A 16,630-nucleotide genomic window follows, 5' to 3' on the forward strand; every position below is an offset into this window, starting at 1 on the left:
GGCAGGACACAAGACAGTCACGCAATTCGGGACCGATCACCCTAAATGCGCCAGTCCGCGCTACGCTCCGGTGCTCGTGATCATCAGGCGCGCCGGCCCCTGACCGGCCCGGCCCGCCCGGACGCACATCCGGCGACCTCGCCACGCCGGACCCCTCCCCCCGCGAATAAGGAGTGCCATGAGGCGATCCAGAAGGCTTACGGCTCTACTCGGCGTTCTCACACTCGCCCTTCCGCTCGCCGCCTGCGGCGGCTCCGACTCCGACGGAGGCGGCAAGGGCCTGGAGAAGACGACGCTGACCGTCGCCTCGCTGCCGCTCGTGGACGGCGCCGCCCTCCACATCGCCCAGAAGCAGAAGCTCTTCGAGAAGGAAGGGCTGAAGGTCCAGATCAAGCCCGTCGCGCAGAGCACCCTGGCGATGCCCGCCCTCATCAAGGGCGACGTCGACCTGATCGCCGGCGCGAACTACGTCACGTTCCTCCAGGCGCAGGACAAGGGCACGCTCAAGCTCAGCGTGCTCGCGGAGGGGGCCACCCTCACCTCGAACATGATGAACGTCCTCGTCCTGCCGAAGTCGGACATCAAGACCGCCAAGGACCTCGAGGGCAAGAAGGTCGCGGTCAACATCCTCAACAACATCCAGGGGCTGACGCTCAACGCCATCCTCAAGGCGAACAACGTCGACCCCACCAAGGTGAACTACACCGCGATCCCGTTCCCGCAGATGGCGACGGCGCTGGAGAAGGGGCAGGTCGACGCCATCCACGTCGTCGAGCCCTTCCTCTCCGACACCCAGAAGAAGCTCGGCGCCCGGGTGGTCGTGGACGGCGGCAGCCAGCCGGTCACCGGCGTGCCGATCAGCGGCTACGTGGCCACCCAGAAGTTCACCGGCGACAACCCGAAGACGAGCGCGGCGTTCCAGCGGGCCATCCTCAAGGCCCAGGCGCTCGCGGCGGGCGACCGCAAGCGCGTCGAGGAGGTCCTGCCGACCTACGCCAGGATCGACAAGCAGGTCGCCTCGGTGATCACGCTGCCGGGCTACCCGACCTCGCTGAACGCCACCCGCATGCAGCGGGTCGTCGACCTGATGAACTCGGCCGGGCTGCTCAAGGAGAAGACGGACATCAAGCCGGTGCTCTTCCAGCCGACCTCCTGACGGCCGGGCACCGACACCCATGGCACACGAGTCGACGCCGTCCCGCGGCCTCTCGCGCCCAGGCATCTGGGCGCGAGGGGCCGCCGGGGTGGCGATGCTGTTCCTGGCGAGCGAGATCCTCGGCAGGGCAGGCGTTGTGGACCGTTCCTATCTGCCCCCCGCCTCGTCCATCACCGCACGGGCGCTCGAGCTGTTCGGCGACCCCGTCTTCCTGCACGGCGTCCGCGTCACCCTCACCGCCTGGGCGCTCGGGCTCCTCATCGCCACCGCCGTCGCGGTGCCGCTCGGGCTGCTGCTCGGCAGCGTCCCGGCCGTGAACACCGCGGTGCAGGCGATCATCGAGTTCCTGCGCCCCATCCCGTCGGTCGCCCTCATCCCGCTGGCCGGGCTGCTGCTCGGCTCCGGCCTGGAGATGGAGGTGCCGCTGATCGTCTACGCGGCGAGCTGGCCGATCCTGTTCAACACCATGTACGGCCTGAAGGACGTCGACCCGGTCGCGAAGGAGACCCTGCGCTCGTTCGGCTTCGGCCGCGGCCAGGTCCTGCTCCGGGTGTCGCTGCGCAGCGCGGCCCCGTTCATCGCGACCGGGGTGCGGATCGCCGCCGGCGTGGCGCTGATCCTCGCGGTCGGCACCGAGATCCTGTCCGGCTTCGGCGAGGGCCTCGGCATGTTCATCGCCCAGGCCGGCGCCGCCCCGGACGGCAACCTCGACGTCCTCGCCGGGACGGTCTGGGCCGGCTGCATCGGGCTGATCATCGACACCGTCCTCGTCCAGGGCGAGAACCGGATGTTCCGCTGGCACAAGGCCCTGAGGAGTGGTGCGTCGTGACCACCGCCACCGCGACCGCCCCCCGGCGCCGCGGCGTGGCCGCCCGGCTCGCCCTGGGCGTCCTGCACCGCTGGCTGCCACTGGCCGTCCTCGTCGCGTGCTGGGAGGCCGCGACCCGGATCGCCGGCAGCGTCTTCTTCCCCCCGCCCTCCGACATCGTGCGGTGGATGCACGAGATCTGGTTCTCCGGGCCCGTCGGCCGGCTGTTCCTCACGGAGCAGGCCGGCGACGCCATCGGGCCGAGCCTCGGCCGGATGGCGCTCGGACTGGCGATCGCCACCGTGGCCGGCGTCGCCGTCGGCCTCGCGCTCGGCCGCTCCGAGCGGGCGTTCGCCTACCTCGACCCGCTCGTGCAGTTCGCGCGGGTCATCCCGCCGCCCACGCTCGTTCCCGTGTTCATCGTGCTGTTCAACCTCGGCACGCAGATGCAGGTCGCCTCGATCGTGTTCAGCGCGGTCTGGCCGATCCTGCTCAACACCGCCGACGGCGCCCGCAGCGTCGACCGGCTGCAGATGGACACGGCCGAGACGTTCCGGCTGTCGGGTCCCGACCGGATCCGCTACATCGTGATCCCCTCGGCGCTGCCGAAGATCTTCGCGGGACTGCGGCTCGCCCTGTCCCTCGCGCTCATCCTGATGATCTTCTCCGAGCTGCTCCCCGGCACGTCCGACGGGCTGGGGTTCGAGCTGACCAACGCGCAGAGCCAGTCCGACCTGCCCACCGTCTGGGCGGTCATCGTGCTGCTCGGCATCCTGGGCTACCTGTTCAACACCATCCTGCTCGCGGTCGAACGCCGGGTCCTCGGCTGGCACCGCGGGGCGCGAAAGGCAGACGCATGACCACGGAGTTCACCGTCCGGGACGCCTTCTTCGACTTCTGCCGGCGCGCGGGCATGACCACCGTCTACGGCAATCCCGGCTCGACCGAGCTGCGGATGTTCCGCGACTTCCCCGACGACTTCTCCTACGTCCTCGCCCTGCAGGAGACGGTGGCGGTCGCCGCCGCCGCGGGCCACGCCCTCGGCACCGGCAACGCCGCCCTCGTCAGCCTGCACTCCGCGGGCGGCGTCGGGCACTCGCTCGGCGCCGTCTTCAACGCCCACCGCGACCGCGTCCCGGTGGTCATCATCGCGGGCCAGCAGTCCCGCGCCATGCTGCCGACGCGGCCGTTCCTCGGCGCGGACGAGCCCGCCCTCTTCCCGCGTCCCTACGTGAAGTGGTCCCGCCAGACCGAGCGCGGCGAGGACGTCCCGGCCGCGCTCGCCGAGGCGTACCGCGTGGCGATGACGCCGCCGTGCGGGCCGGTGTTCCTGTCGGTCCCCGAGGACGACTGGGACCGGCCCGCCGAGCCCGTCCCGCACCGCGCGGTGCGGACCGGGTTCGCCCCCGAGCCCGCCGCGCTCCGCGAGGTGGCCGACGCCCTCAACGGCGCCGCGAACCCCGTGATCGTCGTGGGTCCCGGCGTGGAGGACGAGGGCGCGCTGCCCCTCGTCGTCGAGCTGGCGGAGAAGGCCGGCGCCCCGGTGTGGATCAGCCCGCTGTCGGGCCGGTCCGGCTTCCCCGAGGACCACCGCCTGTTCCAGGGGTTCCTGCCCCCGGTCAGGGACCAGCTCGCCGCGCGGCTGGAGGGGCACGACGTCGTCCTGGTCCTCGGCGCCCCCGTGTTCACCTACCACGTGCACAGCGAGGGCCCGTTCATCCCGGACGGCGCGAAACTGTTCCACTTCGACTGCGACCCGGCGCAGACCGCGTGGGCGCCCGTCGGCACGAGCGTCCTGACGACGATCGACGCCGGCGTGTCCGGCCTGCTGGACCTCGTCGACAAGGCGGACCGGCCCGCACCCGAGCCGCGCGCCGCGCTCGCCCGGCCGGGGGCCGCCGACCCGATGGACCCGGCTTTCGTCATCGAGGCCCTCCGCGACCACCTCCCCGCGGACGCGGTCATCGTGGAGGAGTGCCCGAGCCACCGGGACCTGTTCCACGCCCGGCTGCCGATCACCCGCTCCGGCGGCTTCCTGACCACCGGCAGCGGCGCCCTCGGCTGGGGGCTGCCGGTCGCGGTCGGCCGCGCGGTCGCCGGGGCGGGCGAGCGCGTCGTCTGCGTCATCGGCGACGGCTCGATCATGTACTCGGTGCAGGCGCTGTGGACGGCCGCCCAGCAGAACGTCCCGATGACCGTCCTGGTGCTCAACAACCGCGGCTACGGCGCCGTGAAGGCCCTCGGCCGCAGGATCGAGATGGACACCGTCCCCGGCACCGACATCCCGGGCATCGACTTCGTCACCCTCGCCAAGGGCCTCGGCGTCCCCGGGCGGACGGTCTCCGCCGCCGCCGACCTCGACGCGGCCCTGGCCGAGGGGATGGCGCACGACGGGCCGTTCATCCTGGACGTGAGCGTCGTCCCCGACGACTCCCCCGCCTACGAGCCGTGGGCGCGGTGACCGGGATGCTCGAGATCACCGGGCTCGGCCACTCCTACGGCGACCACCACGTCCTGCGGGACGTGAACCTGACGGTGGCAGAGAAGGAGCTGGTCACCATCGTCGGGCCGTCCGGCTGCGGGAAGTCCACGCTGCTGCGCTGCATCGCCGGCCTCATCGCGCCGACCGCGGGGAGCGTCGTGCTGAACGGGACCGCGATCGACGGGGTCCCGGACGGCCTCGCCGTCGTCTTCCAGGACTACAGCCGCTCGCTGATGCCCTGGCTGACGGTGCGGGACAACGTCGCGCTTCCGCTGCGGCGCCGGGGGCTCGGCAAGGGCGAGCGGCGCGCGGAGGCCCTGCGGGCGCTGCGGTCGGTCGGCCTGGAGGACGCGGCGGCGAAGTACCCGTGGCAGCTGTCGGGCGGCATGCAGCAGCGCGTGTCGATCGCGCGGGCGCTCGCCTACCGCCCGTCCCTGCTGCTGATGGACGAGCCGTTCGGCTCCGTGGACGCGCAGACCCGCGAGGACCTGGAGGACCTCGTCCTGCGGTTCCACCGGGACGAGGGCATGACCATCCTGCTGGTCACCCACGACATCGACGAGAGCGTGTACCTCGGCGACCGGGTCGTGGTGCTCGCCCGCGACCCCGGGCGGATCCGCAAGGAGCTGACGGTCACGCTGCCGCCCGACCGGGACCAGATCGCGACCCGGGCCGACCCCGCCTTCGTCCGGCTGCGGGCGGAGGTCGGCCGCCTCGTCCGCGGCGGCGCGGCGGACGGTGGCGCGGCGGACGGCGGGCCGGCGGATCACTTGGCGTCGGAGTAGCGGTCGACGACCGCGACCTCCATCGGGAACACGACGGGCGTGCCGCCGAACAGCAGGCGGCGCGCCTCGTCGGCGCTCGCGTGGACCGCTTCGGTCACGGCCGCGGCGAGCTCCGCCGGGGTGTGCACGACGACCTCGTCGTGCTGGAAGAACACCAGCCGGGGCGCGCCCAGCGCGGTGAGCCGGCGGCGGAGCGTGGCGAGCAGCGCGAGCGCCCAGTCGGCCGCGGTCGCCTGGACGACGAAATTGCGGGTGAACCGGCCCCGGCCGCGCAGGGCCCGGCCCGCCGTCTCCGCCTCGCCCTCCGATGTCAGCTCCCGCCAGTCGGCCGACGGCGGCGGGCAGGTGCGGCCGAGCAGGGACCGGACGAGCCCGCCGCGCTCCCCCTCGCGGGCGGCGGCCTCGACGAACGCGAACGCGTCCGGGAACCGGTTCCTGAGCACGGCGAGGAACCGCACGGCCTCGCCCGTCCCCCCGCCGTACATGGCCGACAGCAGCGCGATCTTGGCCTTGTCGCGGGCGCTGTGCCCGCCGGGGCCGTCGTCGGTGCGGAACGCCCCGGCCAGCGCGGCGTAGAGGTCGCCGTGGGCGGCGGCGGAGGCGAAGGCGCGGTCGCCGGCGAGGGCCGCGAGCACGCGGGGCTCCAGCTGCGCCGCGTCCGCGACGACCAGGGACCAGCCGGGATCGGCGACCACGGCCCGCCGCAGGACGCGCGGGATCTGCAGCGCGCCGCCGCCGCTGGTGGCCCAGCGCCCGGACACGACTCCGCCCACGACGTACTCGGGGCGGAACCGCCCGTCCCGCACCCACGTGTCGAGCCAGGCCCAGCCGTGGGCGGTGTGCAGGCGGGCCAGCTCCTTGTACTCCAGCAGCAGCGGGACGGCCGGGTGGTCGACGCCCTTCAGCACGTGCGCGCGCGTCGACGGGATCGGCAGCCCGGCCGCCGCGAACGCCTTGAGGATCTGGGCGGGCGAATCGGGGTTGAGGTGCACCCGCCCGCCGGGGGCGCCGCCCGGACCGCCGCCGAACGCGGCGTCGATGCGGTCGGCGAGGTCCTGCAGGCGGCGCGGGCGCAGGCCGCCCGCGGGGCGCGGGCCGAGCATGCCGGAGAGCAGGGCGTCGTGCTCGGCGGCCGACCAGGGCAGCCCGTCGTGCCCCATCTCGGCGGCGGCCAGCGCCCCGGCCGACTCCGCCGCCGCGAGCAGCGCGAAGCCGTCCAGGGCGGCGATGCCCTTGCGCTGCTCGGCGTGCACGGCCACGATCCGCCGCAGGTCGTCGCCGGGCCCGTCGTCGCCATCGTCCCCGAAGAGGGACGCCTGCGCCGACGCGCGGTGCGGCGCCCGGTCGGACGGGACGGGCTCGCCCGCCAGCCGCGCCCAGGCCGCCGCGACCGAACGCGGCTCGCCGTGCCGTCCGGCATGGCCGAGCAGGAGGTTCTCGACGAGTTCGAGGTCGTGGCAGCGCGCGACCCGCACATCCGCGCGCAGCAGCCGCGGGTACAGCCGGGCCGTCGACGCCCACACCCAGCGGGGCGCGTCGGCGCGCTCATGCCGGGCGATCGCCGCGGCGAGGTCGGGGACGGTCTCCGCGGGACCGCTCGGCGTCCCGTCCTCGGTGAGGACGAGCAGCTCTCCCCCGCCCCCGGCGCGGGCGGCCACCGCGATGCGCACCCGCCCAGTGTCGCGCCCGCCGCCGACACTTCCGTCCACGAGAAAGACCCCTCCGCTGGGCGGAGGGGTCTTCAGAGGGGCCAGGGCCGCGGCCCCGCTGCGGGTCGCCCCAGTTCGGGTCAGGCGGCCAGGGAGACCTGCTGCCCGGCGGGCGTGTCGCCGTAGCGCTCGATGACCTTGTTCAGCTGGAGCTGGTAGTACAGCACGCCGAAGCCGATGAGGCCGAGCAGGAACGCGACGCCGCCGCTGCAGGACGGCTGCAGGCCGGCGGCGCGCTGCGCCTGGGCGATCCGGCCGCCCAGCTTGACGTACATGATCAGCGGCCAGATGCCGAGGGTGATGCCGCCGAGCAGCATCGACAGCAGCGCGCTGGTGGCGGCGTCGCCGGTGCGGCGGTCGTAGTTGTAGAGCTCGGCGTGGACCTTGTAGAACCACACGAGGCCGTAGATGCCGAACGTGATGATCGGCAGGCCGAGCCAGGCGGCGGCCGGGTTGCGGCGCTTCATGTTGTAGCCCGTGCCGGCCGGCACGGGAGCGTGCTGCGGCGCGGCGACGGGCGCGTTCCCGCCCTGGTACGCCTGCTGGTACTGGCCCTGACCCTGCTGGGGGTTGCTCATCGAGTCACTCCTGATGGACGCGGTCGTTCTCCGGCCGACCGTCCTGAACCGTTCACCCGTGGAGGGTGAGGGACGACTGTAACGAAGAGGAGCAGGTCAACGCCGCCTAATAGGGCCGATCCCGGCAAATTCTCCTATTTGAGACCTACGGTCCCCGGTGCCGCAACGCGATCGTCACCCCGTCCTCGACCGGGGGGTCCGCCTCGTGATCGCCGCATCCGGTCGCCGCGTGGCAGCGCACCCGCAGCTCGTCCTCCGTCACGTCCACGCGCAGGAAGCTCTTGAAGAACGGCGGCTCGTCCCAGTCGGCCAGCTCGGAGCGGAAGCGCTGCGGCAGCCGTCGCACCGGCAGCCGCAGGAAGCGCGGCCGCGCCCGCCTCCCGCGCGGCACCCCCAGCACGGCCGCGACGAACCGCGCCCGGAAGGACGGCTCGGTCGCGTCGTAGCCGCGGCCCGGCCGGATCCCGAGCCGGTGCCGGACGGCCGCGGTCGCCTCCTGCGGGGTGAGCTCGAACAGGCCCGGCATCCGCAGCCACCGCCCGTACAGCCTGCTGTAGCGCGACAGCGAGTCGCCGCGCAGCGGGTAGCAGCGGAACGCGTCCTCCTCGACGGCGGAGGTGCGCGGGATGATGTGGGTCGCGTGCATGAACGCGCCGCTCCCGCCCGCGACGAGGTACTGGATCGTGCGGCCGTCGTCCAGCCGGACGGGGTAGCGCTGGTAGTTGTGGATGTCGCCGCCCACCGCCAGCACGTAGTTGTGCGCCGGGTCCCGGACGATCGCGTCCACCGTGCCGCCGCCCTCGATCCTGCCGGGCCGGCACGTGTCGTCCACGTGGATGGGCTTGCCCGTGATGAGCATCTTCGGTTTGGGTCCCGCCGACACCTCGCGCAGCCACGCGCCCTGCTCGCGGTCGAGCGTCCCGGTGATGCCGGTGTCGACGCCGACGATGCGCAGGGACGGGGTGTCGATCGCCCAGTACGGGCCGGGCTGCACCGACCGCTGCCCGGGGGCGCCCCGATAGCGGGCGCGCGCCTCGTCGAGCACCTTCTGGTCGACCTCCCCCGGCCGTCGCCACAGCAGCCGCGGCACGATCCCGAGCGGGCCCCGCCACGGCGGCGGCGCGTAGTCGGCGTCCAGGTCGCAGAACACCCGCAGGAAGCCGCGCAGCCCGTCGTACCAGTCGTGGTTGCCGGGAATCGCGTAGATCGGCCCGGGATAGCCCCCGTAGGGGCGGAAGAACTTGTCCGGGTAGTCCGCGGCGTCCCCGGCGGGGTAGATCACATCGCTGGCGATGACCATGAAGTCGGTGCCGGCCGCCGCGTTCAGCAGCGGCGGGACGACCGCGTACTGCGACCGGTCGCCCTCGCCGGTGTCGCCGAGCAGCATGAACGAGAACTCGGGGGCGGAGCGGTGCACGGTGAACGCGGCCGGCGTCCCGCGCTCGCGCAGCGCCGCGACGCAGCGCCGCCGGATCGCGTTGGACGGGTCGCCGAACAGCCGGGCGAGCACGTCGTTGCGGGACCGCCACAGGACGCTCGGGCGGCGCCAGGAGAACGGCGGGACGCGCGCGGGCACCAACTCCTCGAACGTGCCGGGCGAGCCGCAGGTCCAGCCCGCGCCCGCCTCCGAGGTCCGTGAGTTGTCGGCGCGCAACAGATCACCTCCGGGGGGCGTGAGGGGGTGCTCACACCCTGTCCCGGAGGTGATCCACTCGTCAAGCCGAACGCCTAATGAGCGCCCTTCCCGGTCAAGGCGCGCACCTCCAGTTCGGCGTACTCGTCATCGGTTCGTTCCTTCGAGAGCACCGTGCCCAGGTAGGCGCAGAGGAACCCGACCGGGATGGAGATGAGGCCCGGGTTCGACAGCGGGATGGGGGCGACGGTGTCGGCGCTGAACAGCGCGTCCGGGTTGCCCTTCGGGATGGTGTCGGACTTGCCGCCCCACGCGACCGGGCTGAGCAGGACGATCCCGACCGCGGAGACGAGCCCGCCGTAGATGCCGGCGACGGCGCCCGCGGTGTTGAACCGCTTCCAGAACAGCGAGAACAGCAGGGTCGGCAGGTTCGCGGACGCCGCGATCGCGAACGCGAGCGCCACCAGGAACGCCACGTTGAGCCCGCGCGCGAAGATCGACAGCACGATCGCGATGGCGCCGATGACAAGGGCCGCGTACCGCGCGGTCACGACCTCGTCCCGCTCGGTCGCCCGGCCCCTGCGGAAGACGTTCGCGAACAGGTCGTGCGCGAACGAGGAGGACGAGGCGAGCGTGAGGCCCGCGACGACCGCGAGGATCGTCGCGAACGCGACCGCCGCGATCACCGCCAGGAAGATCGCGCCGCCGGTCGAGCCGGAGCCGCCGCCGAGCTCCTCGGCGAGCTGCGGCGCGGCGGTGTTGCCGCCCTTGTCCTGCGCCGCGATCGCGGACCCGCCGACGAGGGCCGCGGCGCCGAACCCGATGACGAGGGTCATCAGGTAGAAGAAGCCGATGATGCCGATGGCCCAGTTGACGGACGTGCGGGCGGCCCGGGAGTTCGGGACGGTGTAGAAGCGGATCAGGATGTGCGGCAGGCCCGCCGTCCCGAGCACGAGGGCGAGGCCGAGCGACAGCAGGTCGAGCTTGGACCACAGGTCGGTCGCGCCGTACTTCAGGCCGGGCTCCAGGAACGCGTCGCCCTTGCCGCTCTTGGCGGCGGCGTCGCCGAGCAGCTCCGACAGGTTGAAGCCGTACTTCGACAGCACCCAGACCGTCATGATCAGCGCGCCCGTCATCAGCATGACGGCCTTGACGATCTGCACCCAGGTGGTGCCCTTCATCCCGCCGACGGTCACATAGAAGATCATCAGCGCGCCGACGACCACGATCGTGAGGATCTTCGCGGTCTCGCCGGAGACGCCGAGCAGCAGCCCGACCAGCGCGCCCGCGCCGACCATCTGGGCGAGCAGGTAGAAGATCGACACGACGATGGTGGAGATGCCGGCCGCGGCCCGGACGGGACGCTGCCGCATCCGGAACGCCAGCACGTCCGCCATCGTGAACCGGCCCGAGTTCCGCAGCATCTCGGCGACCAGGAGCAGCGCCACCAGCCAGGCGACGAGGAAGCCGATCGAGTACAGGAAGCCGTCGTAGCCGGACAGCGCGAACAGGCCCGCGATGCCGAGGAACGACGCGGCCGACATGTAGTCGCCGCTGATCGCGAGGCCGTTCTGCAGCGGGGAGAACGCCCGCCCGCCCGCGTAGTAGTCGGCCGCCGTCTTGTTGTGCCGGGACGCCCAGATCGTGATGTAGAGGGTCAGCGCCACGAACAGGCCGAACAGGATGAGGGAGAAGGTGCGGCTCTCGGTCTCGGAGACCGCGAGCACGGGGGCCGCGAACTCGGGGGCGCTCATTCGCCGTCCTCCTCGCCGTGCGCGGGGGCCGCGCCCCCTCCGACGGTGACCGCCGCCGCGAGGGGCTCCAGGCGGCGGCGCGCGTACCGCTCGTACGCCCAGGCGATGAGGAACGTCGAGAGGAACTGCAGCAGGCCGAAGACCAGGGCGACGTTGATCTCCCCCACGACCTTCTGGCCCATGAAGTCGCGCGCGTAGGCCGACAGGACGACGTAGAGCAGGTACCAGGCGAGGAACACCGCCGTCATGGGGAAGACGAATCCGCGGAAGGCGCCGCGGAGCCGCTCGAACTCGGGGCTCTGCCTGAGCCGTACGTAGGCCGCGTTGTCGAGCCCCTCATCGGGGTGTCCCGACTCTGATGATCCGGTTGTCACGTCCACCTCCGCCGGACGGGTTGTGCCTGAACCTCGTCGAGGTTGCGGACACGATGCCCCGGCGCGGACGGCCGGACACGGCCGGGCGGCGGATTGGCGCGCGTGCTGGGCGAACGGATACCGGCCCGATGCGACGCCGATGCGGGATCGTGATCTAGATCACATGGCGGACGCCGGTGTCACCCCCGGGAACACCGGCGCCGCCATGTCAAGGGCGCCTGCGGGCTTCATGAGTCCCCCCAGAACGGCGAGCGGAGTCGCCTCCCATGATGCCTCCGCAGACGGCCCATATGGCCCCGAAAGCGGGACGTTCATGACGCTATCCGGAACGTCGTAATGGCCACGTAAACCGGCGCTCCCGGGCCGGCCAAATCCGCGGTGCCCTGTTCAGGGCGCGAGAACGTTCAGCGCCCCGGGCATCACCCGCGCCGTGACCGGCAGGACGCCGGGCAGCTCGCCGTCCGCCCCGTACGGCAGGGTCCGTCCGGGCGGCCCGGTCAGCTCGATCCGCACCTCCCGGCCCCGCAGGACCTCCACCTGGGGGCGCCGGACGTGCGTGCCCTTCTCCAGCTCCCTCATCACCGCGAAGAACAGCGGCTTCGGGGCGTGCCGGACGATCACGACGTCGAGCAGCCCGTCGTCCTCCCGGGCATCGGGGGCGATGCGCTTGCCGAACCCGTAGAAGCCGGAGTTGGCGGCGACGACCGTGTAGCCGCGCCGCAGGTGCTCGGTGCCGTCCACGGTGATCCGGTAGTCGGCCGGACGCCAGGTCGCCACGGCCCGCAGCGCCCCGACGTAGTAGGCGGCGGACCCGCGCAGCAGCCGCGTCCGGTTGGCGTTGTCGTTGGCGAGCGCGTCGATGCCCGCGTACACGCTGCCGAGGACCGGCGTCCCGTTGGCGTCGATGCAGTCCACGGGGCGGGGCTCGCCGTCCAGCAGCAGCCGGGCCAGCTCCCGCGGGCCGGACGGGACGCCGAGCTGGCGGGCGAAGTCGTTGCCGCGCCCCGCGGGGACGAGGCCGAGGGTCGCGTCCGTCCCGGCGAGGGCGCCGCCGACGCAGCCGACCATGCCGTCCCCGCCGACGCCGAGCACGACGCGGCCGGTCCGGGCGGCGGCGCGGGCCAGCGCGGTCGCGTGCGGCAGGCCGCGGCTGTACTCGACCTCGACGTCGGCGCCCGCGTCCCGCAGCAGGCGGGCGACCGGGACCAGGGTGGCCGAGGCGGCGGACCCGCCGGCGGCCGGGTTCACGACCGCGGTGAAGGATCTCGGTGGACGCACGGGTGTCACTCCTCGGTGGCCGGGGGGACGAGGACGCCCGGGTTGAGGATCCCGGCGGGGTCGAGGCGCTCCTTGACGGCGCGCAGGACGGCGCCGCCGAGCGGTCCGATCTCCCGTGCGTACGCGTCGCGGTGGTCGGTGCCGACCCCATGATGGTGGCTGATCGTCCCGCCCGCGTCGACGATGGCGTCGCAGGCGGCGCGCTTGGCCCCCGCCCAGTGCGCGACCGGGTCCGCGCCCTGGGCGGACACGACGGTGAAGTACAGGGACGCGCCGGCCGGGTAGACGTGCGAGATGTGGCACATGACCAGCGGCGGGGTGCCCGCGTCCGACAGGGTTCCGGTGAGCGCGGCGCGCACCGCCTCGTACAGCGCGGGGATGCCGGACCAGAACGCCGCGGTCTCCAGCGTCTCGACGAACGCGCCCGCGTCCAGCAGCGAGTCCCGCAGGTAGGGGGCGTTGAAGCGGCCGTGCGCCCACGTGTCGCCGGGGGCGGTGCCGAGCGGTTCCCCGCCGGCCGCCCGCAGGAGGTCCGCGACCGCGGCGCGGCGGCCGGCGATCTCGCCGGGCTCGCCCTCGAACCCGACGATCGCGAGGCACCCGGCGGACGACGCCCCGCCGATGGCGGCCGGGTCGGCGAGGCCGACCATGGTCTCCGCCTCGTCCGACAGGCGGAGCACGGTGGGCAGCGGCCCATCCTGCGCGACCCCGCGCAGCGCCGCGGCGCCGTCGGCGAACGTCGCGAACCGCCAGCCCTCGTACTCCGTCGCCGACGGGACGGGCCGGACCCGGACGGTCACCGACGTGATCACGCCGAACGCGCCCTCGGAGCCGAGGACGAGCTGCCGCAGGTCGGGCCCGGCGGCCGACTTGGGGGCGCGGCCGAGGTCGAGGTCGCCCGCCGGCGTGGCGACGGTGAGGCCGACGACCATGTCGTCGAACCGGCCGTATCCGGCGGACGCCTGCCCGCTGGAGCGCGCCGCCGCGAACCCGCCGATCGACGCCCATTCGAACGACTGCGGGAAGTGGCCGAGGGTGTAGCCGCGCTCGTTCAGCAGCGCCTCCGCCGCCGGGGCGCGCAGCCCCGGCTGGAGGACGGCCGTGCGGGACACCTCGTCCAGCTCGATCAGCGCGTCCATCCGGCGCAGGTCGAGCGCGATGAACCGCTCGGCCCCCCGCGGGGCCAGCCCGCCCACGACGGACGTGCCGCCCCCGAACGGCACGACCGCGATGCCGCGCTCCGAGCAGGCCCGCAGGACGGAGCCGACCTCGTCGTGGGTCGCGGGCAGGACGACGGCGTCCGGCGCGTCGGAGGTCTCGCCGGCCCGGATGCGCAGCAGGTCGGGGGTGGACTTGCCGCGGGTGTGCCGGACGCGGGTCTCGGCGTCGGTGCGCACGTGTCCGGCGCCCACCGCCCCGGCGAGCGCGCCGAGGTCCTCCGGCACCAGCCGGGACGCCGGGACCGCGACCGCGTCGAGCGCGACCGGCGGCGCGGCCGCGGGCTTCACCCCGAGCAGGTCGCGCAGCAGCCCGACCACCGGCTCGGGCAGCGGGGCGGCCTTGGCGGGGTCCCCCCAGCCACTCCACAGCATGTCCCGCGTCTCCACCGCGCCTCCTCGTCCGTCCGTCCGTCCTCAATGCGTTTACACTGTGACATATGACGTCGAACCGTCACAACTCCCGGACCCCGGACGACTCCGTGCTCGACGCCGCCCGCGAGTGCGTGCTGGCCGTCGGGGTGCGCCGCACGACGCTCACCGACATCGCCCGCCGGGCCGGCGTCTCCCGGATGACGCTCTACCGCCGCTGGCCCGACGTCCGCACCATCGTCGCCGACCTGATGACGCGCGAATGGGTCGCGCTCGGCGCCGCCGCGCAGCCGCCGGACGACGGCGGACCGGTCCGGGACCGCCTCGTCGACGGCCTGGCCGGCGGCGTCCGGACGTTCCGCGACCATCCGCTGCTGCGCAAGATCATCGAAGTGGATCCCGAGCTCCTGCTGCCCTACGTCCTGGACCGGTGCGGCGCCAGCCAGGAGGCGTTCCTGGCGGTCTTCGAGGAGGCCGTCGAGGCAGGCCAGGCGGACGGGACGATCCGCGCCGGCCACCCGGTGCGCCTCGCCCGCGCACTGCTCCTGGTCGTCCAGTCGTTCGCCCTGTCCGCCCAGACGATGATCGAACCCGACGACCCCGAGCTGAGCGCGGACGCCTTCGACGCCGAGCTCCGCCACATCCTCGAAAGGACGCTCGCACCTTGACATCTCCCCCAGCTGAAGCAGGGGGATTCAGCCCTCGCGGGTTGAGCTTTCTGCTTCACCGACCACAGCCGACCCGGATCACCGGCGAGGGACGGAGTGCCGCCCATCGGTCTTACATCGTCTCCACAGACGTCACTTCCCGCCTGCCCGGCGGTAGGTCCGGCCGGCTTGGATATCCCCGGCCGAGCCCGAGAAAAGTAGCACACATGTTCGCATGCGCGCCGGTATCGGCCGGCACGTCGCTGAACGCCGCGCGGCGCGAGCGCGAGCTCGCCGGGCTCTCCGGCGAGATCGTGGACGTGCTGGTCGTCGGGCTCGGCGCCACCGGCGCCGGGGTGGCGCTGGACGCCGCGTCGCGAGGGCTGTCGGTCGCCGCCGTCGACGCCCACGACCTGGCGTTCGGGACGTCCCGGTGGAGTTCCAAGCTGATCCACGGCGGGCTGCGGTACCTCGCGTCCGGGCAGGTGGACGTGGCGTACGAGAGCGCCGCCGAACGGGGCGTGCTGATGACCCGGACGGCGCCGCACCTGGTGCGGGCGCTGCCGTTCGTGCTGCCGCTGACACCGCTCGTCTCGCGCCGGCAGGCCGCGCTGGTCCGGGCGGGGCTGGCCGCCGGGGACGCGCTGCGCCGCGCCGCCCGCACGCCGGGCACGGTGCTGCCGCCGCCCGGCCGGCTGTCGGCCGCCGAGACGCGCCGGGCCTTCGGCGCCCTGAGCGCCGAAGGGCTGCGCGGAGGGCTGCTGTCGTTCGACGGCCAGGCCGCGGACGACGCGCGGCTCGTCACCGCGATCGCGCGCACCGCGGCCGCCCACGGGGCGAGGATCCTCACCCGCTGCCGGGCGACGGCCCTCGCCGGGGACGGCGCCGTCGTCCGGGACGAGCTGACGGGGCGCGAGCACACCGTGCGGGCGCGGGCCGTGATCAACGCGACCGGCGTGTGGGCGGGCGGGCTGGTGCCCGGGGTGCGGCTGCGGCCGTCGCGGGGCACCCACCTCGTGCTGAGCGGGGAGACGCTCCGGTGCAGGTGGGGGATGCAGATCCCCGTGCCGGGCTCCACCAGCCGGTTCCTGCTGGTGCTGCCGCAGGACGACGGGCGCGTCCATGTCGGGCTCACCGACGAGCCCGCCGACGGGCCGATCCCGGACGTCCCGGAACCGGCGCCCGGCGAGATCGGGTTCCTGCTCGACATCCTGAACTCGGTCCTGGAGACGCCCGTCCGGTCCGCCGACGTGGTCGGGGCGTACGCGGGGCTGCGCCCGCTGCTCGACACGGGCCGGGACGGCGAGACGGCCGACATCTCCCGGCGGCACGCGGTCCTGACGTCGCCGGAGGGTGTCGTCACCGTCATCGGGGGCAAGCTCACCACCTACCGGCGGATGGCGCAGGACGCGGTGGACGCGGCCGTCGCCACCCGGGGGCTCGCCGCCGGGCCGTGCCGGACGGCCCGCCTGCCGCTGGTCGGCGCGGCCCCGCGGGACCGCCTCGCGGAGGTGGACGCGCCGCGCCGCCTCGTCCGGCGGTACGGGACGGAGGCTCCGCTGGTCGCGGCGCTCGCCCAGGACGACGCGTCCCTGCTGGAGCCGGTCCTGCCGGGCCTGCCGGTGCTGGGGGTGGAGCTGGCATGGGCGGTGCTGCACGAGGGCGCCCTGGACGCGGCCGACGTGCTGGACCGCCGGACCCGTGTCGGCCTCGTCGCCGCGGACCGCGCGGCGGCGCTGCCCCTGGCGGAGGCCCTGGTCGGACGCGCCGCGACGGGCCCGACACGCCCGTGACACCTCTCACGTTCGATCCTCGCCTCAGAGGGCAGTGTTAGGTT

General features: G+C 73.7%; 14 protein-coding genes. 7 read left to right on the forward strand and 7 right to left on the reverse strand.

Translation table 11 applies throughout. From position 1 onward, the window contains the following. Window positions 1-178 precede the first annotated feature (178 nt). The 5 genes from IE99_RS0108375 (at window position 179) to IE99_RS0108395 (ending at window position 5,231) form a co-directional block, all read left to right on the forward strand. Complete coding sequence (locus IE99_RS0108375) at window positions 179-1,156, forward strand: ABC transporter substrate-binding protein (RefSeq protein WP_030166198.1); 978 nt, start codon at window positions 179-181, stop codon at window positions 1,154-1,156. Between the two features lie 94 nt (window positions 1,157-1,250). Next, complete coding sequence (locus IE99_RS0108380) at window positions 1,251-1,985, forward strand: ABC transporter permease (protein WP_245623142.1); 735 nt, start codon at window positions 1,251-1,253, stop codon at window positions 1,983-1,985. Further along, window positions 1,982-2,824, forward strand: coding sequence for an ABC transporter permease (locus tag IE99_RS0108385; RefSeq protein ID WP_084219374.1), 843 nt, complete (start codon window positions 1,982-1,984; stop codon window positions 2,822-2,824). The genes IE99_RS0108380 and IE99_RS0108385 overlap by 4 nt, the downstream gene beginning before the upstream one ends. Continuing rightward, the gene (gene mdlC / locus IE99_RS0108390; RefSeq protein WP_030166207.1) at window positions 2,821-4,425 is read left to right on the forward strand and encodes a benzoylformate decarboxylase; all 1,605 of its coding nucleotides are present in this window, start codon (window positions 2,821-2,823) and stop codon (window positions 4,423-4,425) included. Before IE99_RS0108385 ends, mdlC begins: the two co-directional genes overlap by 4 nt. 5 nt (window positions 4,426-4,430) lie before the next feature. Then, on the forward strand, window positions 4,431-5,231 hold the full coding sequence (locus IE99_RS0108395) for an ABC transporter ATP-binding protein (RefSeq protein ID WP_051712338.1): 801 nt from the start codon (window positions 4,431-4,433) through the stop codon (window positions 5,229-5,231). On the opposite strand, the gene IE99_RS0108400 is transcribed toward IE99_RS0108395, so the two are convergent. From IE99_RS0108400 to IE99_RS0108430, 7 genes are all read right to left on the reverse strand, one after another. Next, window positions 5,213-6,901, reverse strand: a complete 1,689-nt coding sequence (locus tag IE99_RS0108400) for a bifunctional 3'-5' exonuclease/DNA polymerase (RefSeq protein WP_030166213.1) — start codon at window positions 6,899-6,901, stop codon at window positions 5,213-5,215. The genes IE99_RS0108395 and IE99_RS0108400 overlap by 19 nt on opposite strands. A gap of 119 nt (window positions 6,902-7,020) precedes the next feature. Further along, window positions 7,021-7,518 carry a DUF4234 domain-containing protein gene (locus IE99_RS0108405; protein ID WP_030166216.1) on the reverse strand — a complete coding sequence of 166 codons (498 nt, stop codon included), beginning with the start codon at window positions 7,516-7,518 and terminating at the stop codon, window positions 7,021-7,023. Window positions 7,519-7,663: 145 nt separating this feature from the next. After that, window positions 7,664-9,172 carry a metallophosphoesterase family protein gene (locus tag IE99_RS0108410; RefSeq protein WP_245623116.1) on the reverse strand — a complete coding sequence of 503 codons (1,509 nt, stop codon included), beginning with the start codon at window positions 9,170-9,172 and terminating at the stop codon, window positions 7,664-7,666. Window positions 9,173-9,246: 74 nt separating this feature from the next. Continuing rightward, entirely contained in the window at window positions 9,247-10,905 is a 1,659-nt protein-coding gene (locus IE99_RS0108415) for a solute symporter family protein (protein ID WP_051712281.1), read from the reverse strand. Beyond that, entirely contained in the window at window positions 10,902-11,279 is a 378-nt protein-coding gene (locus tag IE99_RS0108420) for a DUF485 domain-containing protein (RefSeq protein ID WP_051712339.1), read from the reverse strand. The genes IE99_RS0108415 and IE99_RS0108420 overlap by 4 nt, the downstream gene beginning before the upstream one ends. A gap of 387 nt (window positions 11,280-11,666) precedes the next feature. Next, a complete protein-coding gene (locus tag IE99_RS0108425) occupies window positions 11,667-12,557 on the reverse strand; it encodes a diacylglycerol/lipid kinase family protein (protein ID WP_030166228.1) in 891 nt (296 codons plus the stop codon). A gap of 5 nt (window positions 12,558-12,562) precedes the next feature. Continuing rightward, the gene (locus tag IE99_RS0108430; protein ID WP_030166232.1) at window positions 12,563-14,149 is read right to left on the reverse strand and encodes an FAD-binding oxidoreductase; all 1,587 of its coding nucleotides are present in this window, start codon (window positions 14,147-14,149) and stop codon (window positions 12,563-12,565) included. A 65-nt stretch (window positions 14,150-14,214) separates the two neighbouring features. Between IE99_RS0108430 and IE99_RS0108435 the strand changes: the two genes are divergently transcribed. Both IE99_RS0108435 and IE99_RS0108440 read left to right on the forward strand, forming a co-directional pair. Next, window positions 14,215-14,814: a TetR/AcrR family transcriptional regulator gene (locus IE99_RS0108435; RefSeq protein ID WP_030166235.1), complete on the forward strand. Its 600-nt coding sequence runs from the start codon at window positions 14,215-14,217 to the stop codon at window positions 14,812-14,814. A gap of 206 nt (window positions 14,815-15,020) precedes the next feature. After that, window positions 15,021-16,586: a glycerol-3-phosphate dehydrogenase/oxidase gene (locus tag IE99_RS0108440; RefSeq protein WP_030166239.1), complete on the forward strand. Its 1,566-nt coding sequence runs from the start codon at window positions 15,021-15,023 to the stop codon at window positions 16,584-16,586. The last annotated feature ends 44 nt before the right edge of the window (window positions 16,587-16,630 follow it).

The organism is Spirillospora albida, assembly GCF_000718255.1.
In the GTDB taxonomy this organism is placed as follows: domain Bacteria; phylum Actinomycetota; class Actinomycetes; order Streptosporangiales; family Streptosporangiaceae; genus Spirillospora; species Spirillospora albida.